The sequence below is a fragment of the Acinetobacter sp. RF15B genome, from assembly GCF_007558235.1.
Taxonomy (GTDB): Bacteria; Pseudomonadota; Gammaproteobacteria; order Pseudomonadales; family Moraxellaceae; genus Acinetobacter; species Acinetobacter lwoffii_C.
In genome coordinates this window covers 144731-170880 of record NZ_VLSR01000002.1, presented here as the reverse complement: position 1 = coordinate 170880, position 26150 = coordinate 144731, and the positions used below count along the sequence as shown (strand labels likewise).

The following is a 26150-nucleotide window of genomic DNA, read 5'->3' as shown; positions in this document are numbered from 1 at the left end:
TAAGTTTTTATTTCCACCTCCACTAAAGAGTCAGTCATGAACAATATTAGTCTCGCTCCGGTGCAAACTGATCAACCTTCTCACTTGATGCCAGTCTTTGGCCGTCAACCGATCAGCTTTATCCGAGGGCGAGGTGCATATCTGTATACCGAGGATGGTACGGAATATCTGGATGCCTTAACCGGTATTGCCGTATGTGGCTTGGGCCATGCACACCCGGTCATTGCTGAAGCGATTGCCGAACAGGCAGCCACCCTGATCCATACCAGCAACCTGTTTGAAGTACCTTGGCAGACTGCTGCAGCCCAAAAACTTGCCGAAGTAGCAGGCATGGAAGAGGTTTTCTTCTCTAACAGTGGTGCAGAGTCCAATGAGGGCGCCATCAAAATTGCGCGTAAATTCGGTCATATGCAAGGCATTGCCAGCCCTAAAATTATTGTAGCCGAGCACTCTTTCCATGGCCGTACCATGGCTACCCTGTCTGCAACAGGCAACAAAAAGGTTCAAGAAGGTTTTGGCCCTCTGGTTGAAGGTTTTATCCGTGTTCCTTTTGGCAATATTGAAGCCATTGAAGAAGCAGCGATCAACCATCCTGATATTGTCGCGATTCTGGTCGAGCCAATTCAAGGCGAAGGTGGAGTTAATACAGCTCCGCAGGGCTTTAGCTATCTGGAAGAAATTCGTCAGCTCTGTAACCAGCACCACTGGTTGATGATGCTCGATGAAGTTCAGACCGGAAATGGCCGTACAGGAAAATATTTTGCCTATCAGCATACCAATATTATTCCAGATGTACTGACCACAGCCAAAGGTCTGGGCAATGGCTTCCCGATCGGCGCTGTCATGACCCAAGGCCGTGGTGTAGGCGTTTTAACTGCGGGTAATCATGGCTCGACTTATAGTGGGACCGCCTTAGGCTCACGTGTGGTTTATACCATTATCGATATTATGCAAAAAGAAAATATCGTGGAAAATGCAGCGGAAAAAGGTGCTTATATTGTTGAGCAGTTACGCACCCAACTTGCAGCCCATAACGTGACCGTGCGCGGTTTTGGTCTTATGATTGGAATTGAATTACCGAAAGCCTGTGCCGAGCTGGTGGATATTGCACGTGATGAATACAAGATGATCATCAATGTAACCGCAGGAAATGTCGTGCGTCTGTTGCCTACCCTGAATATCACTCAAGAGCAGGCAGACCAGCTGGTGGAGCGTCTGGTTAAAATGATTAAAGCTTATCTGGCTTAAGACAGAATAAGCTTTAAACCAAAAAAGCCGCTAGAAAGCGGCTTTTTTATAGTCTGGATATTTATGAGGCCACTTGTAACACGCGTCCCCCAGCAATCTGGCTAAAATACTGTTTCAGTGTATCAATGCAGCGAAGCGTTTTGGTCGGCTGTTGTTCTCGTTTCGGCATGACGGCATAAAGTGTCAGTGGTGGAAGCTTCCATTCAGGCAACACTTCAACCAGAGAACCATTCATTAAGTCTTTTTTTCCATCCAGATATAAAATCTTGGCAATGCCATTTCCCTGCAAACACATGGCTTTGGCAACCTGACCATTGTTGGTGCTAAATCGTGAATTTAGCTCAAATTCCACCTGTTCTGCGCTATGAATATGCTTAAAATAGAAGCGCTGATACTGCTTGAAATGAGTCAGTGGCAACATATCATGAGTTTTCAGATCTTCAGGACGTGAAATGACTGACTTTTGATTAATATAACTTGGTGCAGCAACCAGAATCTGTTCAATCTGGATCAATGGTACAACCTGCAGGTTCGGGTCGTCCTGATTCTGGTCAAATTTCAGGGCAATATCGATACGCCCCTCCAACAAATCAACCTCATGACTGCTTGTATCCAGATGAACCCTCAGACCACGATGAGCAGACATCCAGTGGGAAAGTGCAGGAATCACATGATTAGCGCATAATTCTGGCAAGGAGGCAATGCGAAGTTCACCTACCAGATCATCACGTAACTCATCTATGCGAACTTTGCCACGCTCTGCAGCCGATAGCATTTCTTGGCAACTGTGGAAAAATGCTTGCCCCACCTCAGTCAAACTTAATTTTCTTGTCGAACGATTTAAAAGTATAACTTCCATATCTTGTTCTAATGAGCGAATTTGTTGACTCACAGCACTGGTCGTGATCCCTAACTCACGAGCAGCCCCGCTAAACGAGTTCTTTTCCACAACGCAAGCAAAGACGCCCATTGCCCGAAGTTGATCTAACATAAATTTCCCTCTAAACTTATGAGATGCCTCATCTTTTGATAAAAGCAACTCATTGTATTATACGGTGAAATTTGCGCTTTGCATTATTTATTTAATTATTTGGTAAAACTGCTGTCGGATTAATCGGCTTACCATCCAAACGTACCTGGAACTCAAGCATAGTACGGTTGGTACCTGTTGATCCCATTTCTGCAATTTTCTGACCAGCTGTTACATTTTGACCACTTTTCACGTTTAATTTACTGTTATGTGCATAAGCGGTGATATAGCCATTAATATGCTTGATCAGTATCAGATTGCCATATTCTTTTAAGCCATCGGCTGCATAGACGACCTGACCATCAGCTGCTGCCATCACCGGATCACCCGTTTGGCCACCATAACGGGTGCCTTTGATATTTGCATCCAGATCATAGGCCTGCAAAATTGGACCATTTGACGGTTTTACCCAACGCAATCCAGCCGCGGTAGATACCGGAGTTACCGGTGTAGGACTTATGCGTGGAGTGGTCTGTACAGTGGTGCTGACTGAAGGCGCCGGTGTCGGTGTAGGTACTGCAATAGTTTGACGCTGGATAGGTGCAGCTTGGGTAACAGGCTGAGCCGTTGTACGACGTGCGGCATTCTTTTTCAGGCGGATCGACTGTCCTACATAGATGCGGTATGGCGGAGCAATATCATTCATTTCTGCAATACTGATATAGTTCAGGCCATAACGTGTCGCAATACCGCTCAAGGTATCCCCAGAACGAACCGTATAAAAGTCAGGAGCTGTAGCATAGCGAGCCGGATTATTCACCTGAGGCTTGGTTGCACAACCTGTCATAATGATTGCGGATGTCGCTGCGATCGATAAAACCAGCGTTTTCATCAAGGTGGATGTTGAGGCTATCGCGAAGCTTTTCGTTGACACCAAGGACATTATCTTCCTCTCTAAACATTTATACGGTTGCAAAATTGCGTTAAGAGTAGCAAAGTTTTACTGCAATATACTTGCAATAGTTATTTTTTCACAAAGTTATAACACTTATAGAAGGTTTTCAGGCAGCTGGACCTGTAAGTCGTGCAAGACTGTGTAGTTTGTGGCATCTATCTGGATAGGCGTGATACTAACATAGCCGTTTGCGACTGCGAAAAAGTCAGATTCGATCTCGGTCAGGCCTTTTTTCGGCTCTGCAACTGCCTCACCTGCCAGCCCAATCCAGTAGACCTGACGCCCACGCGGATCCACATGACTGCTAATGGGCTTGGATTGTGAACGACGGCCCTGATAGGTCACCTTGGCACCTTTTAAAAGGGCTATATCCGGAATATTAATATTAAAGATATGTCGCTCCGGTAAGACGGGCAGACCGTGTGCAATAAAGTCACGTACCCAGGTTGCCGCAACCCGGTAATCTTCAGAAGATTCATAGCCGCGGACATTGGCACCACATAGTGAAACCGCCAGTGCAGGATGCTTGCTCAGCCGCCCTTCCAGGGCCGCCCCTACAGTACCTGAATAAAGCACATCATCTCCCAGATTTGCCCCGCTGTTAATGCCGCTGACGACCAGATCAAATTCAAGATCGAATAAACCGTTCATGGCCAGATAGACACAGTCTGCAGGCGTACCATTGACCGCCCAGACATCAGGAGAAATCTGGATCGGCCGGAGGGGACGGTCCAAGGTCAGCGCACTGGAATAGCCGCTGCGTTCACTTTCAGGTGCCACCACCACTACACGCCCTAAAGCACTTAAAGCCCTTGCCAAAGCCTGAAGACCAGGGGCAAACACACCATCATCATTTGAAATCAATATATTCACAAAAAATCTCGTTATGCCAGAAAATGACTCGTTAGGACATTTCATTGTATTCGTTCAGGAATTATATATATTTGTGGCCTTACATCCACCTTTAATAAATCTGGTTCATCATGATGAAAAAAAAATCTTTATCAGGGGTAGCATTGTGCTTTAGCGCACTTTTTTCTCACTCAGTATTTGCAACGACTGATCTGACCACCGAAGAAAGCAATACAATCATTAAAGAAGATATTGCCGCAGCACAAGTCATGGCTGAGGTATGCCCTGCCATTATTGGTAAAAATGCAACATTTGACAGCGTAATTCAGCAATTGATCCAAACCTATCTTGGGGAATACTCGGTTAAAGGCATGACCTATTCAGCGCTTCAGGCCGATTCAGAATATAAATCTTTACTGGAAGAAGCACGTGATGGTGCAAAGCAGTCTTCTCAGGAAGAACAACAAACAGTTTGCCAGGAAATTCTTGACCATCAAGGTTGAGTCCGGTGTTAGGATCCTAAATAAGACGGTGCTCACATCGTCTTATTTTTCTTACAGATATCTTCACAATTCTACAGCTTCACTACATTTTCATACTTTTCAATTTAAGAAATAGGTTTAAGCTAGGCCAATTATTGTTCTAAAGCTGATTTTTGAGTTTTCAATGAAAAAGACCTTATTTAAAACCTTCTCTTTGTGCGCCATTTCTGTGGCAGCTTTTCTGGGCACTTCCGCACATGCTGCTGATGAAAATATTGAAGTTACACCCGTTCAATCTGTGACTCCGCATGAACTTGCTGCGATTTATGTCTTATCTGAAATCTGTCCAGGCATGGTCAAGGACAAAGCCAAATTCAACCAGGGCTATAACAAGCTGGTGGCTGAATATCTACCAGGTCAGAAAAATCCGGTAGAGAGCTTAAATCAATTGAGCAAACAGGCAGATTTTCGTCATATTCTGGCCGAAGCCAAAACCGATGCCAAAAAGGCCGGCAAGAAAAAAAATCAAGTGATTTGTGATGAATTAACTGCCTACAGCAATTAAATCATTTTTCTTGCAGCTACTTACAATACTTTTAAAATAACCCCGGGTTTCCCATAGAAGTCAGCCTAGCTTTGTCCTAAAATGCTAGGCTCTTTTGTGCCTACATCAAGATATTGGAACCCACTAGAAATGACCCAAAAAACCGCTCTTGCTGCATTATTATTAATTCCTAGTTTCAGCTTTGCAGCAACTGTCTTATCTGCACCACCAGAATTGAATAATAAATCTTATGTGCTAATGGACTTCGAGACAGGGCAAATTCTCGCTGCAAAAAATGAAAATGAAAAACTTGCCCCGGCTTCAATGACCAAGATGATGACCAGTTATCTCATCGAACAGAAGTTATTAAGCGGTGAGCTGACTGAAAATGAACAGGTTCGTATGAACGAATCTGCCTGGTGCCGTGGGAGTAGCACCGAGTCATGTATGTATGTGCCCTTAAACGGTACCGCGACTACACTGGAAATGTTACGCGGGATTATTATCCAGTCCGGTAATGATGCTTCTAAGGCGATGGCTGAACATATTGCAGGGAACGAAGGTACCTTTGCACATATGATGAATCAGGAAGCGAAACGTATCGGCATGGTCAATACCAGCTTTGTGAACTCAACCGGTATGCCAGCAGAAGGTCATTATTCAACTGCAAAAGATATGGCGATTTTGGCACAGCACATCATTAAAGACAGCTCAAAATACTATCCAATTTATTCAGAAAAAGAATTTACCTTTAATGGCATCAAACAGGGTAACCGTAATGCCCTGCTCTATACAGATCCAAGTGTGGATGGCTTAAAAACCGGCCATACAGATGAAGCGGGTTTCTGTTTAACCACCTCTGCCAAACGCGGACCAACTCGCCTGATCTCGGTGATTTTTGGTGCGCCATCGATGCAGGAACGTGCTTCACAGACACGCGACTTGCTGGCTTGGGGTTATGCCAACTTTGAAACCAAAAATGTTCAACCCGCTAAGCAGGTGTTGGCTAAGGCCAAAGTCTGGTTTGCAAAGGAAGATGAAGTTCAGATCGGTCTTGCAGAAAACTTTAATGTGACTATGCCTAAAGGTCAGGCTAATGCCATTAAAACCCAGTTGGTCGTTCAGCCGAAACTGACCGCACCTTTACAGCCAGGTCAGGTCGTGGGGAAATATGTAGCGACTCTGGATGGTAAAGTCATTTCAGAAAAACCGCTAGTTGCTTTAAATGCGGTTGAAGAAGCAGGCTTCTTTGCACGTATGCTCGACCATATCAAACAGTTCTTCAGTAACCTGTTCTAAGTCAAACATTCCGTCTTAGACGAAAGCCAAAGCATTCATTCAGATGGATGCTTTTTTGTTCTATACTCTTCATGTTTTTTAATAAGCCTCGGACCCCGCAATATGCACCCAAATATTCGCCCTTATTTAAACACTCACCCACAGATCGATACTTCCTGCTATATCGATCCCATGAGCATTGTGGTCGGTGATGTGGTATTGGCTGAAAATGTCTCAGTATGGCCTTTTGCGGTGATTCGTGGTGATGTGAACTCGATTCGAATCGGTAAAAACTCCAACGTTCAGGATCATGCCATGCTGCATGTCAGCCATAAAAAAACTGACAAACCAAATGGTTCACCTTTAATTATTGGAGAAGATGTCACGATTGGCCATCATGTGACTCTACATGGCTGCACCATTGGCAACCGCGTCCTCATTGGCATTAACAGTATTATTCTGGATGATGTGTTAATTCCTGATGATGTCATGATTGGTGCAGGAACGCTGGTACCGCCCGGCAAGGTACTGGAAAGTGGCTGGTTATATGTGGGCAGCCCTGCCAAAAAAGCCCGTCCACTAACTGAAAAAGAATTGGCTTTTTTACCTTATTCCGCACAGAATTATGTCAAGGTATCGACTAATTACTTGGACCAAGCTTGAGCTTCTCTATCCATCACAAATAAAAATTGGCTTAAAAAACAAAAGGACGAGAGGCACCGCTTGGGCTACCACACCAAATGTACAACTCTAGTCCTTGGGTGCGATAGTAGTCAATTACTCTGTGTTGAGGCTTTTTTCTCAAACAGCAGCATTGCTATATGTAAGTGGTTCTCAAATGAGGGGCTGTTAACCTTTCATAAAGGCAGCCAAATATAAATACAAGCTGAAAAAAACCGCACTTTAATAATTACGCTTTAGCAGGTCATATCGAGTAGCCATATCTCTAAGCTGTTTTAAGCTTGCAAAGATATTGTCAACTAAAGGCCTCATTTCATATACATACCGATCTATATTTTTACCGCTAGACTTCGAGTAAATTCTTCCCGGGGCATTTATTTGAGTTTGAATATATTGATTTTTTTCTCTTAGTAATTTTTCGTCATAACTTTTATCAGCAATAATATCAGTTTCTGCCACACCCAAACAAACAACTAAAGCAGGAGAAACTTGGACCTTATAGCTTGTCTCATCCCCAATGATAATTCTAGGATTACCATTTAAATCGACTCCTAAATGAATTTGAGCGCTGTCTCTACCGATACTTTTGAAATACCCTGATTTTGAATGCCCGTAGCAGACTGATATGTGCGCCTAGCTTGCACCAATAAATATCCACTCTGAAGCAGCATCAGAGCAAATTAAATACTTTGAATAGTTTATTTTTGACCATCGAGAAAGCTGCTTGAATATTATATTGGATTTCCTAAAGGCGGTAAGTAAATCTCGCCAAGACTAATCTAGTCAAATTGGATCAAAAATAGTTTCAATAAAATTCCAAAGATCTCGTTCGGGATAAATATAAAAATGACGGAAAATAGTTCTTAACTTAGACCGCGTTGATGTCAGCATGGTATGAGGTGTAGTGAGTGTAAAATCGGGTTAGCGATTGATTGTACTATCTCGCTATTTTTTAAAAAATATCTATAGATCCGACACTACAATATTAAATTTTTTTATAGGTTTAAAATTAATACTTATAAAAAAACCTCTCAATAGAGAGGTTTTTTTATTTCAGATTCGATTAACGATTGTTTTCGTCGTCTGAAGAATCTTCAAATTTCGAGTCATTCTCAAAGCCTGTGCCTTGAGCACCAAAGCCTGCGCCTTGACCACCAAAGCCCGCGCCTTGAGGACCAGCAGGTGCACCAGCAGGACGTGGATTACGTGCAGGAACTACAGTTGAAATTGCATGTTTGTAAACCATTTGGCTTACTGTATTTTTTAATAAAACAACATATTGGTCAAAAGATTCAATATGACCTTGTAATTTGATACCGTTTACCAGGAAGATAGAAACAGGAATACGTTCCTTACGAAGAGAATTCAGAAACGGATCTTGTAAAGTTTGACCTTTAGACATGTTATAACTCCAAAAAAAATTAAAAATCAGCGCAAAAAACTATCTCTATTTTTCAATTAAAAATTATAAAAAAGATAGTCTCTAAATTTTGCTTTATCCGTGACAGTTTCGCAAGTCTTCTTGGGCCTGCTCGAGCGTAAAATATGTAGTAAATTTATGCTTTTCTTGCAAAGATCTCAACCAGGTATATTGACGTTTTGCAAGTTGTCGTGTTGCGAACAAAGCCTTATCTTCCATTTCTCGTTGTTTTTCGCTACTTATATTGCCATTTTTTAAGAATTCTATGGCCTGACGATAACCAACTGAACGCATTGACGGTAAATTATCATCAAAATCGTATTTTCCCATTAACTCCTTAACTTCATTCAAAAATCCGTTTTTCCACATTAATTCAAGCCGCATCTCAATACGTTTGTGCAATTCTACCCGATCTGGCATCAGGGCATAATTATGGAAACTGTAACGATATGGTTGATTTTTTGGTTGTTCTGCTTGTAGTTTTGTAATCGGCTCACCTGTCAGCCTAAAGACTTCCAAGGCACGGATGATGCGCTGTCTATCACTTGGCTTAAACTTTTGTCCAGCGGCTGGGTCAACCCGACACAATTCTGCATAGACGGCCTCCCAGCCTTCACGTATAGCCTCATCTTCAATCTCAGCACGAACCGTATAGTCTGCACTTGGCAAATTATCCGACAAACCTTCTAATAGCGCCTTAAAATACAGCATAGTGCCACCCACTAAAATTGGGGTTTTAGCACGTGCATGAATCTCATCAATCAGTTTGCAGGCATCTTCGACAAAGTTTGCAGCCGAATAGACTTCCAGCGGACTAATAATATCGATCAGATGATGCGGATAACGCGCCAGTTCCTCTTTTGAGGGCTTGGCTGTACCAATATCCATCTCCTTGTAAACCAAGGCTGAATCAACTGAAATCAGTTCAAAATTTCCTTGCTCATAAAGTTCACATGCCAAAGCAGTTTTACCGCTTGCAGTTGGTCCCATTAAATTGATGACCGGCAGTTGATTGGACATGTAAGACTACTCTCCCCGAGCAAAAAGTTTATCAAGTTGAGCCAATGGAAAAGCTCGCCAGGTTGGACGACCATGATTACATTGACTCGCAAATTCAGTGTGTTCCATCTGACGCAATAAAGCATTCATTTCAGATAGACTTAAAATACGATGGGCACGTACTGCACCGTGACAAGCCATGCCTGCCAGAATCTGGTCACGTTTCTGCAATAAGCCCTGCGCCTGATCATTGGGATCAAGGTCATTAAGAAGTTCAGGAATCAAGGCATCAAAATCGGCTTTGTGCAAAATGGCCGGTACACCACGTACAATCACCTGCTCATCACCATACTGATCAATTTCCAGCCCGAGACGTGCCAGCTGATCTTTCAGCTCATCAATCCGCATGGCCTGCATCCGGCTGATATTCACGACTTTAGGTATCAACAATTGTTGTGACATCCAGAATTCCGGCTTGTCCCAGGCCATTTTCATCTGTTGCAGCAAAATACGTTCATGTGCCGCATGCATATCCACAATAATCAGGCCTTCGGTATTCTGTGCCAGAATATAAATGCCGTGCAGCTGGGCAATGGCAATGCCTAAAGGATGTTCATCGATTTTACTTTGCAGATGAGTCTGAAAGCTATCGCCAATAGACGCATCGGTAACAGTGTCAAGCTCTCGCAAGGGTGCCAAATAGCTTTTTAAGGCATTATTGAGCTGCTGTGAACCAGTATAAGATTTACTGTAATCTGGCGCATAATGCACGGTTTGCGGCCGTGAGGATTCAAAATCTGTCAGTATATCCGAAGGTGCATTTTCGTCCTGAACAGGAACAGTGGACGAGTGAGCTGGCATTTGGGCTGTCACTGACTGGTGCAAGCTGAATTGCTCCTGATAGCGTGGTTGAGATGCACTCGCCACAGCTTCACCTTCAGTCTTCATTGCCTCTGACAGATCAGCACTCGCCGTCTGGAACTGTGCCAAGGTTTCCTTGGCATAATGCCGTACAAACTCATGCACTTCACGCTGGTTCAGAAAACGTATTTCATGCTTGGTCGGATGCACATTGACATCAATACTTTCCGGGTCAATTTCCAGAAACAGTAAATAGGCCGCATGCTGATGACCATGCAGAATGCCATCATACGCCATACGCAAGGCATGGGAAATGGTCTTATCTTTGACAATCCGCCCATTCACATAAACATATTGCAGATCAGCCTGTGCACGTGCATCCGAGGGATGACCGAGCCAACCCGATAAACGCATGTTAATACTATCTGCATCCATCCAGTAAGCATTTTCAGTAAACTGGCGGCCAAGTAACTGCTGCACCCGCTGAAAGCGTAATGCGCCACTGTCTGCCACTGGCAGATTCAGTTTGATGCTGTCATTGTGTTCCAGAACAAAACGGATATTAAAATGGGTCAAGGCCATACGGCGGACAATTTCTTCAATATGCCCAAATTCGGTTCCAGGCTTTTTCAGAAATTTACGTCGTGCCGGTACATTAAAGAATAAATCCTGCACCCGGATCTGGGTGCCTTTAGGCGCCGCGACCGGCTGAATTTCCTGATGTTCAAACGCAGTCCCATTGACTTCGACCTGATAGCCAATGCCGTCTTCATTCTGGCTACTGGTCAGACTTAAACGCGATACAGCAGCAATCGATGCCAAAGCCTCACCACGAAATCCGAGACTGTTAATGGCATGCAGCTCTTCCGCAGTCTGAATTTTACTGGTCGCATGACGCAGCACAGCCAATGGCAAATCTTCATGATGGATACCACGTCCATTATCAGTGATTTCAATCAGTGTACTGCCGCCCTGTTCCACCCGGATCAGCAGCTCGGTTGCTCCTGCATCAATTGAGTTTTCCAGTAATTCCTTCACCACAGATGCGGGGCGTTCAATCACCTCTCCCGCTGCAATCTGGTTGGCGAGTGCCGGATCAAGTGCACGGATACGGCGTATACTGAGATCATGAACCATGTGAAAATTCGCGCTCCAAAGCCTGTTTTAATGCCAGATTAGATGAAATCAAACTCACAGTACGTGTAAGTTCATCTTCGGATTTTAAAATTTCAATAATTAAATCTGCCTGTGGAATTTCATCCCCACCTTTAGATGGCCATTCAAATAAAAATAACGCATTCGGCGTTTCCAGATAATCTCGAATGCCCATCAATTCAAGCTCATAAGGGTCATTTAGACGATACAGGTCAAAATGGAAAATATCCTGCTCATTAATTTGATACGGCTCAACCAAAGTATAGGTGGGGCTTTTTACCGAGCCTTTGTGGCCAAGCTGCTGCAAGTAATAGCGCGTTAATGTAGTTTTCCCTGCCCCCAGGTCACCAATCAAATAGACAACACCAGCAGGAACGGTTTCTGCCAGAACTTTGGCCAATTTTCGGGTATCTTCTTCATGATTTAAAGTGACATTCAAGGAATAAGGCATATTACTCACGACATGCGATAAAAGAATAATTATGATAGCATCGCAGCACTTTAAAAGCCTATTCACCTCTGTGAGAAACTGTGTTTTTTCACAGCATCTGTTTTAATAAGAGAGCTTGCGACCTAATCATGCATTCGCCTGTTGATTTTAAGCCACCTATGCTGAATGGCGTAAGTGCGAGTAAAGTTTTTTTGCAAGCTGTTTCCCCCCGTCCTGCGACCATTTATGCTTATTTATGTCAGCAGTTCCGGCACATCGAACCCCGCGAATGGCAGTCCCGCTTTGAGCTCGGTCTGGTTTATGATGCTCAGGGTCAGGTCTTAACGGTAGAGAGTCCCTTTCAGCCCAACACGCACTGTTTTTACTATCGCTTTTTGGCTCATGAAGTCCATGTTCCCTTTCAGCATCAGATTCTGTTTGAAAACGAACATCTGCTGGTGGTCGACAAGCCACACTTTTTGACCATGAGTCCCACCGGACAGTATGTACAGGAAACGTTACTCGTCCGGCTAAAACAGCAGACTGGAAATGAGCATCTTAGCCCGATTCACCGACTGGACCGTGAAACTGCCGGGGTTGTGCTGATTTCCAAATGTGCAAAATCACGTGGTGCCTATCAGCAGATGTTTGCGACCCGGCAGGTACAAAAAACCTATCATGCGATTGCGGCTTATCGTCCTGATTTAAACTTCCCGATGACTTTAAGCCTGAAAATGGAAAAAGGTCAGCCTTTTTATACCATGCAGATCGTTGAAGGTGAGCCAAATAGTGAAACGCTTATTCAACTGCTAGAACACAAAGGGCAATGGGCAAAATATGAACTGCACCCCCATACCGGAAAACAGCATCAGCTGCGCGTCCATTTGAATCATTTAAATATCCCGATTCAACATGATCCTTTTTATCCCGAAGTGGTGCATAAAGCTGAATATGACTTTTCCCAGCCTTTAAAACTGCTTGCCAAACAGCTCCAGTTTAAGGATCCGCTCACAGAACAACAGATGAGTTTTAGCTCAAAATTTGAATTGACACTGTAAATCGCTTGTCATTACAGATTATTTTCTAAAATCGGTCGCTTTAAGATTGAAATTCAACATTAAATGATTAGAATAAATGCGAAAAGTTAAGTAATTTAAAGCTTTGAAAATATTATGAGAAAAACTGAAGTCTATCAAATTCGCCTGGATTCCCAAGAAAAGAAACAGGCTTTTGCAGTATTTAAGCAATTAGGGATTACACCCGCTCAGGCAGTGCGGCTGTTTTTTAAACAGGTTGTTATTACCAAGTCAATTCCTTTCTCCATCGAGAACCAGAATATCGATCTGGAGCAGCTGATTAAATTGCGCAAACTGAAGCAAAATGAACTGAGAGCAGAGCAAGCCCTTCACCCGGTTACTACTGCTCAGGCAGCAGATCATCAAGAACTGGTTGCAGATGATGATCATCTTGATTTATTTGAAGAACTTAATGCAATTTTGGGTGAAAGCGACAAAATTTAACATTGTTGCACTTAGGAACAATTCTTAAGTCCCTCCTCTGGCTAATTTCGCTATGCTTTATGCTAATGATCAAGCAAAATTAGCATGGAGTAAGCCAATGATTGTACGACGCGCCCAGTCGGAAGATCTGCATAATCTGGCTGTTTTATTTGATGAGTATCGCCAGTTTTATGGTGCTTCTTCCAATTTTGATCTTTCCCATCAATTCCTGAAACAGCGTTTTGAAGATGGTCAAACCGTTATTTTCATTAATACTAAAGATGAGGCCTTAATCGGCTTTATTGTGCTGTATTTAGGTTTTTCCTCAGTCGCCTGTTCCACTTATTATATTTTGGATGATGTTTATATCAGCCCGGCTTATCGCCGTCAGGGCGCGGCCAAACAGTTGATTGATACAGCAGTTTTATTTGCCAAACATCAACAGGCCTTAAGAATCAGTCTGGAAACCCAAAAGAATAATTACCAGTCCCACCACTTGTATGAATCCATGGGATTTGTTAAAGATGATGAGTTTCAGACTTACCACTGCTTTTTAAAATAAACCTTTTAACTTGCGCTTGTTATTCTGAACGGAATTTTGCCTGAGCCACCTGTTCTTCGGTCAAATAAATCCATTCCCCCTCCCCCAAGTCATTACATGCCAATGCCCCAATCCGGGCACGATGTAGCTGCTCAACTTTATTTCCCACTGCAGCCAGCATACGCTTAACCTGATGATACACCCCTTGATGAATGGTCATTTGTAAACGTTTTTCATCCAAACGACTGACATGGGTCGCTGCAAAGACACCTTTTTCATTTCTTAGCTCAACTCCCTGTTCCAGCTGCTGAATCTGCTCCGCTGTAATCGGATCGGCTGTGGTCATCTGATAAACCTTTGCCACATGCTTTTTCGGGTGCGTCAGGGCTTGCAGAAACTGACCATCATCTGTCAGTAGTAACAGCCCGGTGGTATCCTGATCCAGACGACCCACACATTGCAGGCCGCGATTCAACAGAATGTCGTCAAACAGGTCAAAAACACTGAAATGATGCGTGGCTTGATGGGAACATTCATAGTCTTGGGGCTTATTTAAAGCAATATAGACTTTTTCCCGGTAGCGATGTTCATGACCATAGACACTAAATATAAGGTCTTGCAGATTGAGCTTATATTTGGGTTCATCGATGATTTCTCCCTGAATTGAAACAGCACCATTCTTAATTAGTTGCTGGCAATGCTTACGTGAACCGAAACCTTGTGATTGCAACATTTTCTCTAATAGCATCTGTTTGAACCTGCTTAAACGGGAGATAGGCGCATTCTATACTGAAATTCCATCAAGATTCTGCGCTGTCCGGTTTTTCTCCCCCTCTCAGGTTAAAAAGCCTATAATCCTGTGAAGTTTCATTTTTCTATCTCCTATGTCCCAACTTGATTTAAACCTGATTGTTCTTTTGGTTTTACTGGCTTGCGGTATATTTAGCCATAATAGTGCAGTGACCATTGCTGCAGCGGTGCTGATTGTACTTAAAATTACGCCACTGCATGACCTACTTCCTTATGTTCAGCAGCACGGCCTAAATATCGGGATTATTATTTTAACGATTGGCGTATTGGCCCCGATTGCGAGTGGAAAAATTCCTGGGGAAAGCATTCTGAAATCTTTTCTTAGCTGGAAATCTTTACTGGCGATTAGTATTGGTCTTTTTGTGGCCTGGCTCGGTGGACGTGGGGTCAAACTGATGGCAAATCAGCCAGATGTAGTGGCCGGCCTGTTGATTGGTACAGTCGCAGGTGTAGCTGTCCTGCGCGGGGTACCGGTGGGACCATTGATTGCAGCCGGGATTTTATCGTTATTGATTGGAACCAGATAATGGGAGTGAATTCGCATGAAGTGCAACAAGGTGTAATCTAGGAAAAAGAAGATGCCCTGAAACACTCCTGTTGCAGCTTCCTGGCATATCGATTTAGCGAGGCCATGCACTCAATAATTTCCGTTCCAAAGCTTAAGCAGTCACCTATTAGGAATAGTTCTAAGCCCTTTGGATAAGCATTTTTAATCTGGTAGTTTTTTCCCACAATGTGGACAATAAGCATAGTGTTCCCGCTCTTGCTGTAATGCTTCTTCGCGTTGCTCACGCATCAATTGAAAAATAATATCCTGCGTCTGCTCCATACTCAGTCCCACCTCTTTGCGAATATTTTCAATTTTCTCTTGATCAATCAATAAATCGATTTCAGCATTTTGTAATAATTCTCTAAACTTTAATTCCAGATTTTGTTTACGTTGTTCCAGCTCATGCGTTAAACCCGTGGCTAAAATACCCGCCGGCAACGCGGCTAGCCCTACCCCTAAAATGGTAATAAGTGCACCCAAAAAACGCCCTACAGGCGTAATAGGGGTTACATCTCCATACCCCACAGTGGTGAGTGTGACCACCGCCCACCACATAGAAGCCGGAATTGAAGTAAATACCTCTGGTTGCGCCTTGCTCTCAACCACATATATACAGGCGGCTGCCATGACAATCATGATGCTCAAAATAAATACGACTGCCTGAAAAGAACCTTTTTCACGTTCAATCACGCGCAAGAGAATTTGCAAGGACACAAAATACCGTGTCAACTTTAACAGTCGTAACAGCCGTAAAATTCTGAGAAAACGTAAGTCGATCGGCACCCAAAAATTGATATAAGCCGGTAGAATGGCTAATAAATCAATCATTGCTCCACCGCTTTTTACCCAATTCAGGCGATTCTTCCATGCACTTTCAAAGGGACTCTCTTCGGCGATAGACCAAAAACGCAAGAGATATTCGATAGAAAAAATCAGGATAGAAAAATATTCAAATAAATCAAAAAACAACGAATAAGATTGATAAATATCATTTACTGATTCCAATAATACGGCGCTGGCATTACTAATGATCAGTAAAATTAAAAAATAGTTGATGATCCGGCTAAATTTTGTTTCGTATTCTTCATTATGTAAATTGTTATAAACGAATTTTCTGAGTGAGTACCACGTGGTAAATACCATATTCGTGCAGATTGTGATTGAGAGTACTTTCTATTTTAATCTGTTAATTCAAGTTGAAAAAGATGGAATGCCGGATAAATGATAAAGTATTCATCAAACATCCATCTTCAGTACTTCACGCAAGGTTATTCAACAAACAGTAAGGCCAGACGCACCTGATCATAGCCCATCCGCGGACTGGTCAGCTCGACAATCGGGCGTAATTTGATACTGCCATCATCATTAAAATGATCGGAGTTTTGGCGTTTAGTCAGACGTTTATAAATCTTGCGCACTTGCTCAACCACTTCTTCCCCCGGATGAGCGATTGAAATATCCAGTCCTCGTTCCTTCTGCAAACGGCCCAAATGATTAATAATGGTTGCAGGCGTCAGACCACGTTCTGTCGCAATATCAGCAATTTCATAGCCTTCTTCAAACAGCTCACGGGTTTCATCCAGCGTGGCAGTGGCATAATTGGTTTTAGCGCCACTTTTGGCAATTTTCCTTTCATTACGCTGAATTTCAGTTTCATTCAAGGTTCCGCCGCAGTGACGAATAAAGGCCTTATGCTGAGTAGTCAAATCGACATGGGAAAAATTGGCCTCGGCTTCATCAGACAGTTCCTGAAAACGGCGATCTGCTTTAATCGCCAAACTGTCAAGCTCTAAAGCCTGTTCATTAAAACCTTTCAGGCGTAATCCACTTAAGGTCTTTAAACGTGACAGCGCCACATAGCCCTGCCCTTTTTCAAAGGTATGATTGAGGTCAATTTCAGCCGCCTCTAATGTCATGCCTTGAGATTTATGAATGGTAATGGCCCAGGCCAGACGTAAGGGAATCTGCTGGAAACTGGCAATGGTTTTACCCGCTTCATTATCGACTGACCAGGTTTCAGGCTCAACAAGCAAGGTGGTTCCATCGGTGAGTTTCACTTTAGGCAGAATGCCATATTCATCATCATCTTCAAAACCAATGACTTCCCCCAAACTGCCGTTGATATAACCCATATCAAAGTTATTTTTCACGAACATCACTTTGGCATGTTTTTTCAGGGTTAAAGCCTCGGGGGCTCGCACGGATGATTTTAAGGTTTCAATCAGTTTTTCATTTCCATCACACTGCGCATCGAACTGCCGTGGATCCTGATCAATTTCATTTAGATGTTTAAAGTTAATACTGTCCACATCCATGTTATGGGTATACAGACGCGTATAAGTCTCGCCGATTTCTTGCTGACGTGTGCTATGCAGGGCGGCCAGATGCTCCTGCGTAATGGCCTGAGCACGAATCGCATTTAAAATATCATTCAGATAATCATTGCCCTGACGATGCTGCTCAGTCAGATAACACACCCGAAACTTGGCTTCGACCCAAGCTTCAGACATAAAACAGAATTTGTCCCGATTACGCTCATCATTTTTACCCACTGGCGGTAACTGGAAAAAGTCACCTGCTACAATCACCTGAATGCCACCAAAAGCCTCATCGCTTTCCTTGAAATATTTCAGTACCTGATTGACCAAGTTCAGCTGCTTGGCATGCAACATGGAGATTTCATCAATAATCAGGACTTGCGCATTTTCCAGATGTTCTTTCAGGTATTTACGCTCTTTCATGCGCTTTAAGTCTTCGTCAGACAAAAAGTCCTTAATCCCGATACCCGCCCAAGTGTGAATCGTCATTCCGTTCATGTGCGTCGCCGCGATACCGGTCGAGGCCGTAATTGCGACAGAGACCTTACGGGCTTTTAGATAATTGATATATTGATTGAGCGTATAGGTTTTGCCTGCCCCTGCAGAACCGGTTAAAAAGACATTTTCTCCTGCTTTTAATAACTTAAGCGCAGTTTCCTGTTTCATAAAAAGAGATACCCTAAAAGAACGGCTATAGCCTAACGATTTTTGGCGGAAAAGTTAAGCATCACAGCGGAAAAGGCCTAAATCCGGTCAGGCTTGCAGGTTGAGCCAGTCAATAAAATGCTGGGCAATATTGATATATTCCAGTTCCGCTTTTTGATTGTTCGGATACTCCAGCTGGTCAAAAATTACATGCCCATCCTGTAACTGGCAACCCAAAATCAGCGGTAAATGAATATCAGGATGCGACATCCGAAAGGCCACATATTCTCCTTCAACGATCCGCTGTGCGTAACTTGCAGCCAGACAATTCCTGAATATTCGAGCTTCTTCAAGAATCCGGTCTAAACTTTTTAATTCCTCAAAGCGCCAATTAAAATACAGTAAAAACGGTGCCTGGGTACGTGCTGTCCAGCTAGCTAGGGCAAACTCCTTTTTAAGCTTGGCGACAATTTCTTGTTTCTGAATATGGTTATGCCACGCTACGGCTTGGGCAAACAGGCTGCTCCAAGTCAGATTTTTAGCCACATCAGCATGAGTAGAAAAATATTCCGGTAAATAATCACGCACATAACCCTCAAAAACTGACTCACGCACATGCCGGTTCTGTAAATAAAAGCGCTTTCGAAACTCTACAAAAGGAATGCGGTTCCGCTGCAATACATGATAAAAATCGCGGTCCTGCTGTGTCTGCGGGCGAATATAGGCCAGTACATCTACTGGCAGATCCTGAGTGACTTTATATAAATGTTGCATAAATGCCTGCATGACCCGGCTTAAATTGGTATACACCTTTTTAGTCATATGATCATTCAGTGCCATATCCCGTAATAAGCCTCTCCATTCATCCAGATACAAAATGGAGGGGCTAATGGCAATACGCTGATCTTCATAGGCTTGGCCAGTGCCTTTCAGGGCAACCTTCTGATTCTGCTGATGCTGAAACCAGTCATATTGAATCGCATATTGATGCGCACTATGAATGAACAGACGCGCTGCCACATATTGAAAATATTGCAGGGTGGCCAGAATGATTTGTGGATGAATATGATGGCTATCAATAAAGCTTAAAGCGGTCGCGGCAACCCGCACACTGCTGTGCTGAATATTCATGCTCAGCCAATCCAGCACCTCAGCAGACTGTTTAAATAGCCAATTAACCGTGCGCTTGCAATCAAATAGGGGTAAATTGGCCACCTTTTTTTGCCACAAATAACTGTCATTTTCCAGAAAATTGCGCTTGGATAACAAGTCATCCCGTTGCCAGACCTCGCGGTTCATTAAACGAACAAAGCCCAACAGATTACTTTGCTCTTCAGCATGACGATATAACAGTCGAATATCATCGATATGCTCATTCAGCTCATACAGGTTAAAACGGTTCTCAAAAGATAATGCCATAATCCGGAGAGTCGCCGGATGCAGGAACTCGGCTGCACTAAAACAAAATTCATCTAAACTATCCATCAAGGATTGAATTGACAGGAACTCATTCGACTGTAAGTAGTGTAAGGAAAAAACCTGCTGCAAGCGGTTCAGCATCTCGACAGGAATTTCCTGTCCATGCTGGACATAGGCATACAGCACCGGTTGATGATACAGCTCCGCCTGAATCATCAGAGAGTCCATAATTTCGGCTTGAACAGCTGACATCTGGCTCAAACATTCAGCAACCCGCTTCGGCCCCTCTACCCAGGCATAGACCTGATCTATAAGAATCTGGCGTAAAGACTTGGCCTTGTCTCTTAAAAAAAGCGAATGCTGTGGTTTTAAATCACCGGTTAAAAAGTAAATATCTTGAAAAAAGAAATCTTCCAGCGCTTCGGCTTTGGCCTGTTTAAAATCAAAATGAGCCTCCGCCAAGACATGTGCCCGTTGCTGATCTAACTCCTTGGGCGTATAAAACTGGATATAAAACATTCCATTGAGCAGATCAATCCGGTGCTGCTCTTGATAAATCTTGAACAGGTTTTGCGCATTCAGCTGGCCAATCAGCGCCATCTGATCGAGATAAAGTTCGTTCAGATTGGGGAAAATACTGAGACTTTGTTGAGCGGACTGCTTTAAACGCAGTAGCAGGCTATCCTGTTCCATATATGAATCCCCATCATTTTATTTTTCTATTGAAGCATATTGAGTCATAGGCCTAGAAGCGATTGTCTTTAAAAACAGTTCTGCACGTGCAGGCTTAAAAAACCAATTATTATTTTTAAACTATTTCGACTTACTGTAAAGCAAAGTAAAAATTAAAAAAAGGCCCCTAAATGATCTTGCAGACACCTGACAGTAATTGCTTGAACCTCAGAGAGTTCGAGTTGTGAACGGTCACGAAAGCTGATCAATTCCTCCAAAGTCTGCCCATGGGTAATAGATTACGGCAGCATAGGCTAAAAACAAAAAGATAAGTGTTGAGAAAAGCATTATTTGAGTATAGCAGCACATAACAATGGCCATGATCAGCATACTGATCATAGCCATTTGATATTTCTTTTACCCCTTATTCATCATTATCGGAACCGCAATGAGGCTCTAGATATAATGAATTAGCGATGTGCATTACAGTAGACCTGTAACAGCACTTCTGGCTTAGGCAACATGCTTTTGTACCAGGATTGAGCCTACAGAATAGCCCGCACCAAATGAACACAGCACGCCATATTCACCATCTTCAACTTCATTTGCTGTACGGTGTAAAGCAATAATTACCCCTGCAGAAGAGGTGTTGGCGAATTCATTCAGAATGATCGGTACCAGACCCGGTTTGGCATTTTCTTTGCCCACCACCAGTTTCAAAATCAGTTCATTCATACTGGCATTGGCCTGGTGCAACCAGAAGCGTTTTACATCTGTAGGTACAATCTGGTTTTTCTCTAGCTGGGCAGTGATCATTTTCGCAACCAGTGGACACACTTCTTTAAAGACTTTACGGCCGTCCTGACGGAAACGCTTATCATCAATATCTGCATTTTCTGAGAGATTCAGGAAACCAAAGTTATTGCGGATATTGTTCGAGAACTGGGTAAAAAGCTGGGTATCCACAATTTCAAAACCGGTTTTAGTCTCTGTATCTTCAATGATGGAAGCGGTGGCCACATCACCAAAAATAAAGTGACAGTCACGTGAACGGAAATCGGTATGTGCAGAAGTAATTTCCACATTTACCAATAACACACGACGTGCGCTGCCCGCTTTGATCGCATCATGTGCCTGCTTCAAACCAAAGGTCGCTGCTGAACAGGCGACGTTCATATCATACGCATAGCCCTGAATTCCCAAAGCCGTCTGGATTTCAATCGCCACGGCCGGATAAGCACGTTGCAGGTTGGAACATGACAAAATTACGATATCAATATCTTCAGCAGTTACACCGGCATTCTCCATGGCCTGTTGAGCAGCAATAACGCCCCATTCCGCCTGAAGTGAGATTTCATTATCTGAACGTTCACGTAAATTTGGACGTAAACGTTTCGGATCTAGAATCCCGCTTTTCTCAACGACATAACGGCGCTGTACACCTGATGCTTTTTCAATAAATTCTGCGCTAGAACCACGACGCGCTTCCAGTTCGCCTGCTGCGATCTTGTCGGCATTTTCGTGATTATACAGTTCCACATAAGCATTTAAACTTTCAACTAACTCTTCATTGGTAATGACCTCTTCTGGATGGAACAAGCCAGTACCTGTAATGCGGATGCCCATGTAAAACTCCTTCTCAAAATGACCTATATCTTAACTGATTCCCAGACGTTCCCATACTTTTTGCAGGCGATTTGGAGAAATGGGTGTTTTCGTTTTCATGGGTTGTGAAAACAATGAGATCCTTAACTCCTCGACCATAAAATACAATTCTTTAAGGCGAGCGTCATTTTTAAACTTAAATAATTTTTCCATCCACGGATCAATTTGGTCAATGGCGGAATCATCCCTCTGTAGGTTATTGGGCAAGCGCTCTAAACGCAAGATCAAGGCTTTCAAATAGCGTGGAAATTCCAGCCATACGTCGGATGGTTTCTGGTAAACAAAGTCAGAAAGACTCATCAAATCAAGCTGGTCCTCAATATCATCAATATTTTTTCCAAATATAGAAGCGTCGAGCACCAGGAGTTTACGACGAATTTCCTGCCATTGAATATAAATATCCGTGATCTCTTTGAGCGCAGTTTGCCCATATGTCAGGAAAGATTTTTTTACATCTTCCACTGTTTTTTGAAACTCTTGCACATTGACAGGCAACTCTTTAACTGACATCTGCAGTGTGGCATAAACTAACATTTGCTCTAACTGGGCTTTGTCTCCCAGAGGCGAATACGCCAGCGCCAACGGTTTGGAAATCTGCTTTTTCAGCTGGCGAACCAGATCACCCAGCTGCATGTGCACCAACCGGATAATTCCTTCCCGATGCTGTTTGACGGCCTCAGCCTGATCATTAAAGGTCTGAATGACCACACCAGATTCATCTTTCTGTTCCAGCACAGCAAATTTTTTGCTCGGCACTAGTGCCTGATATTGCTTCACCATCACGCCTGTGACTTTTTGCGAGGCTTCAAAAACAAAATTTTCCGGGAAGGTTTTAAATTCACCTTTCAGCTGTTTGACCGGACTATGGGTTTCTGTACGGCAGCGTGCTTTTAACTCTGTCAAATCACGGCCCTGTTCAATCACACGGCCTTTTTCATCTACCACCTTAATGAGTGGCAGCAGGTATTGCTCGACCCGCTCAAAGCTAAAATCTTTTTCGCTGATCTGCTCGCCGCGTAACTGGAAAGCCAGAAAACTGAAAATATGTTCTTGCAAATGTACCGCATCAATCCGGGCGACCAGCTTTTGCGCTGTATCTGGAATTGGCACCAGAGCACGGCGTTTCTCTTTAGGCAGGCTTTTTAATAGCGCTTCAATCAGCTCCAGACGCCAACCCGGAATACCCCATGACCAAACATTTTCATCGACTTGCGGCAATGCCTGTAATGGAATCTTCACCATCGCCCCATCTTCATCATGACTTGGATCAAAACGGTAGCTAGTGGCCAGACGTAATTCACCATTACGCAAATAGTCAGGGAACTGCTGTGTCGTCGGACGGTCATTTAGCCACAAGGCATCATCATCAACAAACAGATAACGCGGCTCATGTGGCTCGACCGTCGCACGCCAGTCTTCAAAACTGCGTCGACTGGCCACTTCCGGCGGTACTTTCGAGGCATAAAACTGGTAAATCGTTTCTTCATCGACCACCAGATCACGGCGGCGCAACTTGTCTTCAACCCGTTCCACTTCTTCCAGTTTGAGCAGATTATGCTTCAGGAATGGCGGATTGATGCCCAGATGACCTGTGGTTAAAGCATCACGCAGGAAAATCTCGTGCGCTGCGGCCTGATCGACTTTTTCATAATTCACCGGACGTTTTGGCTCAATAATCAGGCCAAATAAAGAAATCTGGTCATAGGCATTGACCACGCCGGCTTTTTTCGACCAGTGCGGCTCAAAATAATGATGCTTGAGCAAGTCACGCGCGGCCAGCAAAATCCATTCTGGTTCAATCTTCGCCAAGGTACGCAAATACACCTGTGAAGTTTCGACCATTTCAAAGGCCATGACCCAAGGCGTATTGGTTTTATGTAAGGTCGAAGCCGGGAAAATACGTGCCTTTTGCTGACGCACTGCCATAAATACATTGCGTTCATCGGTCTTATTGGCAATGAAAGAGAGTAAACCAGTTAAAAGCGCGCGGTGCAGATTCTCATAACTGGTTTTCTTTTCATTAAAAGACAGCTTTAATCCTTTGGCCAAATCCACCAGCTGCTCATGGGTTTTCTTCCACTCACGCAGACGTAACCAGCTAAGGAAATGATTACGCGCAAAACTACGGCGTTTATTTTCACTCATGCTTTCGCGGTTATTGTGCAGGGCTTCCCAGAGTTTTAAATAAAACAGAAAGTCGGAATCTGCTTCACGGAATAATGCATGTTTCTGATCAGCCTGCATCTGCTTGTCTGCGGGGCGCTCACGCGGATCTTGTACAGCCAAGGCTGCAACAATAACCAGCACTTCATTCAGCGCACCAAAATGCGCACCACCGAGAATCATCCGTGCCAGACGCGGGTCAATCGGCATTTTTGCCATCTGCTGACCGATTTTGGTTAATCCACCTTGTGTTCCTCCTTTTTTTAAAGCGGAAGAAGTCGCCGATGGCTTTTCTTCAGTCACTTTAGAAGAACCTTTCTCAGTCATCGCTCCTAATTCAACCAGCAGCTTACGGCCATCATTAACCAGACGATGATCAGGCGGCTCGATAAAATCGAAATTTTCCAGGGAGCCCAGGCCCAGACTCTGCATCTGCAAAATCACCGAGGCCAAGTTGGTCCGTTTAATTTCCGGCTCGGTAAACTCAGGGCGGCTTAAAAAGTCTTCTTCACTATATAGACGGATACAGACACCTGGCGCAATACGGCCACAACGCCCCTTACGCTGATTGGCAGCCGCCTGGGAAACAGCTTCAATCGGTAAACGCTGCACCCGTGAACGATAGTTGTAGCGTGAAATACGAGCAAAACCGCTATCAATTACATAACGGATATTCGGAACGGTCAGTGCCGTCTCTGCCACGTTGGTTGCAATGATAATCCGTCGTCCCCCACCGGAAGGATTGAAGATTTTTTGCTGGTCAGCCAACGCCAGCCGGGCATATAAAGGGAGAACTTCGGTATGCCTTGGACCATGTTTCTGTAAAGTCTCCTGCAGCTCACGGATTTCCTGTTCAGTACTGGCAAAAATCAGGATATCGGCATGTTCAGGATGACCTTTTTCCTGCGCATCTTCAAAACACTCTTCAACGGCCCGAACCACAGCACGCGGCAGGTTTTCCTCAAAGTCATCAAACTCATCATCATCACTACCGGCAATGCTCATTTCTGAAATCGGACGATAGCGGACTTCGACCGGATAGCTGCGCCCTTCCACTTCATAAACTGGTGCACCATTAAAGTAATCACTAAAACGGTTTACATCCAGCGTTGCAGAAGTGATGATAACTTTTAAATCTTTACGACGTGGCAATAGCTGCTTGAGATAGCCCATGATAAAGTCGATATTCAGCGAGCGCTCATGAGCTTCATCAATAATGATGGTGTCATATTTGGTCAGGAAACGGTCGTGGGCCAGCTCTGCCAGTAAAATACCGTCAGTCATCAAACGAACTATAGAGTCCTGTGAACCCTGCTCGTTAAAACGGACTTTAAAGGAAATAGATTCTCCCAGTTTTTCCCCAACCTCTTCGGCAATACGTTGCGAAACACTGCGGGCAGCCAGACGCCGTGGCTGGGTATGACCAATCAGACCCGTCAGCCCCCGACCCGCCAGCATCGCAATCTGAGGTAACTGCGTGGTCTTACCTGAACCGGTTTCACCCGCTACAATAATCACCTGATGCTGCTGGATGGCTTCAATCAGCTTGTCAGCATACTGGCTGACAGGCAGATCCTGATTGAGGTTAGTCTCAGGGATACGCTCAATACGCTGCATGACTTTGGCATGCGATTTTTCAAATAATTCTTCGTATTGTTTTAGATTCGCATCTTTACCTTTTTGGAGTCGATTTAAACGATGGCGGTCGCGCGCCATAACGAGCTGATCTACATTTAAAGGACTCTGCACTGAGAAAACACCTAATATAAAAAGACAATAAACTGCTATTTTACGCTGTATTGCCAGTCAGCGGAAGCTTGGGATTTTTGAATATTTTTATAATTTCCTCAATTTGACCCTTGAATTTTAGGGCCTCAACCTTCATCTTCTTAGGCAGGCTGAAGAACTGCTTTTTTGTCATTCAGTTATCATCTTTAGGTGATTGAATAGATCAAAAAATCAGATTTGGTGGAATTGTAAACTTTATATTAGT

At 43.7% G+C, this 26150-nt stretch carries 22 protein-coding genes and 1 pseudogene; 9 read left to right on the top strand and 14 right to left on the bottom strand.

The window, feature by feature from the left end; genetic code table 11:
* The first annotated feature begins 36 nt into the window (after positions 1–36).
* Positions 37–1248: an aspartate aminotransferase family protein gene (locus E2K74_RS02165; protein ID WP_151206099.1), complete on the top strand. Its 1212-nt coding sequence runs from the start codon at positions 37–39 to the stop codon at positions 1246–1248.
* A 61-nt stretch (positions 1249–1309) separates the two neighbouring features.
* On the opposite strand, the gene E2K74_RS02160 is transcribed toward E2K74_RS02165, so the two are convergent.
* The 3 genes from E2K74_RS02160 to surE form a co-directional block, all read right to left on the bottom strand.
* Complete coding sequence (locus E2K74_RS02160; protein WP_151204855.1) at positions 1310–2239, bottom strand: LysR family transcriptional regulator; 930 nt, start codon at positions 2237–2239, stop codon at positions 1310–1312.
* A gap of 91 nt (positions 2240–2330) precedes the next feature.
* Positions 2331–3161, bottom strand: coding sequence for a peptidoglycan DD-metalloendopeptidase family protein (locus E2K74_RS02155; protein WP_151206098.1), 831 nt, complete (start codon positions 3159–3161; stop codon positions 2331–2333).
* A 105-nt stretch (positions 3162–3266) separates the two neighbouring features.
* Entirely contained in the window at positions 3267–4046 is a 780-nt protein-coding gene (gene surE / locus E2K74_RS02150; protein ID WP_151206097.1) for a 5'/3'-nucleotidase SurE, read from the bottom strand.
* Positions 4047–4156: 110 nt separating this feature from the next.
* On the opposite strand from surE, the gene E2K74_RS02145 reads away from it, so the two are divergent.
* The 4 genes from E2K74_RS02145 (at position 4157) to E2K74_RS02130 (ending at position 6992) form a co-directional block, all read left to right on the top strand.
* Positions 4157–4528: an MCR_0457 family protein gene (locus E2K74_RS02145; protein ID WP_151206096.1), complete on the top strand. Its 372-nt coding sequence runs from the start codon at positions 4157–4159 to the stop codon at positions 4526–4528.
* Positions 4529–4691: 163 nt separating this feature from the next.
* Entirely contained in the window at positions 4692–5072 is a 381-nt protein-coding gene (locus tag E2K74_RS02140; RefSeq protein ID WP_151206095.1) for an MCR_0457 family protein, read from the top strand.
* A gap of 129 nt (positions 5073–5201) precedes the next feature.
* On the top strand, positions 5202–6350 hold the full coding sequence (gene dacC / locus E2K74_RS02135) for a D-alanyl-D-alanine carboxypeptidase PBP5/6 (protein ID WP_151203875.1): 1149 nt from the start codon (positions 5202–5204) through the stop codon (positions 6348–6350).
* A 102-nt stretch (positions 6351–6452) separates the two neighbouring features.
* Positions 6453–6992 (top strand): gamma carbonic anhydrase family protein, encoded by a 540-nt coding sequence (locus tag E2K74_RS02130; RefSeq protein ID WP_151206094.1) that lies wholly within the window; start codon positions 6453–6455, stop codon positions 6990–6992.
* A 194-nt stretch (positions 6993–7186) separates the two neighbouring features.
* Here the strand turns inward: E2K74_RS02130 and E2K74_RS15105 are convergent.
* The 5 genes and pseudogenes from E2K74_RS15105 to tsaE all read right to left on the bottom strand — a co-directional run bounded on the left by E2K74_RS15105 (position 7187) and on the right by tsaE (position 11896).
* Positions 7187–7901 (bottom strand): annotated as a pseudogene (locus tag E2K74_RS15105) (IS5/IS1182 family transposase).
* A 172-nt stretch (positions 7902–8073) separates the two neighbouring features.
* Positions 8074–8412, bottom strand: a complete 339-nt coding sequence (gene hfq / locus E2K74_RS02120) for an RNA chaperone Hfq (protein WP_151203877.1) — start codon at positions 8410–8412, stop codon at positions 8074–8076.
* Positions 8413–8505: 93 nt separating this feature from the next.
* Positions 8506–9450, bottom strand: coding sequence for a tRNA (adenosine(37)-N6)-dimethylallyltransferase MiaA (gene miaA / locus E2K74_RS02115; RefSeq protein WP_151206092.1), 945 nt, complete (start codon positions 9448–9450; stop codon positions 8506–8508).
* A gap of 6 nt (positions 9451–9456) precedes the next feature.
* A complete protein-coding gene (mutL, locus tag E2K74_RS02110) occupies positions 9457–11427 on the bottom strand; it encodes a DNA mismatch repair endonuclease MutL (protein ID WP_151206091.1) in 1971 nt (656 codons plus the stop codon).
* Positions 11417–11896, bottom strand: a complete 480-nt coding sequence (gene tsaE, locus E2K74_RS02105; protein ID WP_151206090.1) for a tRNA (adenosine(37)-N6)-threonylcarbamoyltransferase complex ATPase subunit type 1 TsaE — start codon at positions 11894–11896, stop codon at positions 11417–11419. Before tsaE ends, mutL begins: the two co-directional genes overlap by 11 nt.
* A gap of 128 nt (positions 11897–12024) precedes the next feature.
* On the opposite strand from tsaE, the gene E2K74_RS02100 reads away from it, so the two are divergent.
* From E2K74_RS02100 to E2K74_RS02090, 3 genes are all read left to right on the top strand, one after another.
* Complete coding sequence (locus E2K74_RS02100) at positions 12025–12933, top strand: pseudouridine synthase (RefSeq protein WP_151206089.1); 909 nt, start codon at positions 12025–12027, stop codon at positions 12931–12933.
* A 114-nt stretch (positions 12934–13047) separates the two neighbouring features.
* Positions 13048–13395, top strand: coding sequence for a type II toxin-antitoxin system RelB/DinJ family antitoxin (locus tag E2K74_RS02095; protein WP_151203882.1), 348 nt, complete (start codon positions 13048–13050; stop codon positions 13393–13395).
* 97 nt (positions 13396–13492) lie between these two features.
* Positions 13493–13936, top strand: a complete 444-nt coding sequence (locus tag E2K74_RS02090; RefSeq protein WP_151203883.1) for a GNAT family N-acetyltransferase — start codon at positions 13493–13495, stop codon at positions 13934–13936.
* 19 nt (positions 13937–13955) lie between these two features.
* Here E2K74_RS02090 and E2K74_RS02085 read toward each other — a convergent pair whose 3' ends face one another.
* On the bottom strand, positions 13956–14663 hold the full coding sequence (locus E2K74_RS02085; protein WP_151206088.1) for a pseudouridine synthase: 708 nt from the start codon (positions 14661–14663) through the stop codon (positions 13956–13958).
* A gap of 136 nt (positions 14664–14799) precedes the next feature.
* Between E2K74_RS02085 and E2K74_RS02080 the strand changes: the two genes are divergently transcribed.
* Positions 14800–15252, top strand: a complete 453-nt coding sequence (locus E2K74_RS02080) for a DUF441 domain-containing protein (RefSeq protein ID WP_151203885.1) — start codon at positions 14800–14802, stop codon at positions 15250–15252.
* A 182-nt stretch (positions 15253–15434) separates the two neighbouring features.
* Here E2K74_RS02080 and E2K74_RS02075 read toward each other — a convergent pair whose 3' ends face one another.
* The 5 genes from E2K74_RS02075 to hrpA all read right to left on the bottom strand — a co-directional run bounded on the left by E2K74_RS02075 (position 15435) and on the right by hrpA (position 25906).
* The gene (locus E2K74_RS02075; RefSeq protein ID WP_151206087.1) at positions 15435–16418 is read right to left on the bottom strand and encodes an ion transporter; all 984 of its coding nucleotides are present in this window, start codon (positions 16416–16418) and stop codon (positions 15435–15437) included.
* Positions 16419–16543: 125 nt separating this feature from the next.
* Entirely contained in the window at positions 16544–18259 is a 1716-nt protein-coding gene (locus E2K74_RS02070; RefSeq protein WP_151206086.1) for an AAA family ATPase, read from the bottom strand.
* Between the two features lie 87 nt (positions 18260–18346).
* Positions 18347–20350, bottom strand: a complete 2004-nt coding sequence (locus E2K74_RS02065; protein WP_151206085.1) for a hypothetical protein — start codon at positions 20348–20350, stop codon at positions 18347–18349.
* Between the two features lie 492 nt (positions 20351–20842).
* Positions 20843–21955: a beta-ketoacyl-ACP synthase III gene (locus E2K74_RS02060; protein ID WP_151206084.1), complete on the bottom strand. Its 1113-nt coding sequence runs from the start codon at positions 21953–21955 to the stop codon at positions 20843–20845.
* A gap of 30 nt (positions 21956–21985) precedes the next feature.
* The gene (gene hrpA / locus E2K74_RS02055; protein WP_161982761.1) at positions 21986–25906 is read right to left on the bottom strand and encodes an ATP-dependent RNA helicase HrpA; all 3921 of its coding nucleotides are present in this window, start codon (positions 25904–25906) and stop codon (positions 21986–21988) included.
* Positions 25907–26150: the final 244 nt, after the last annotated feature.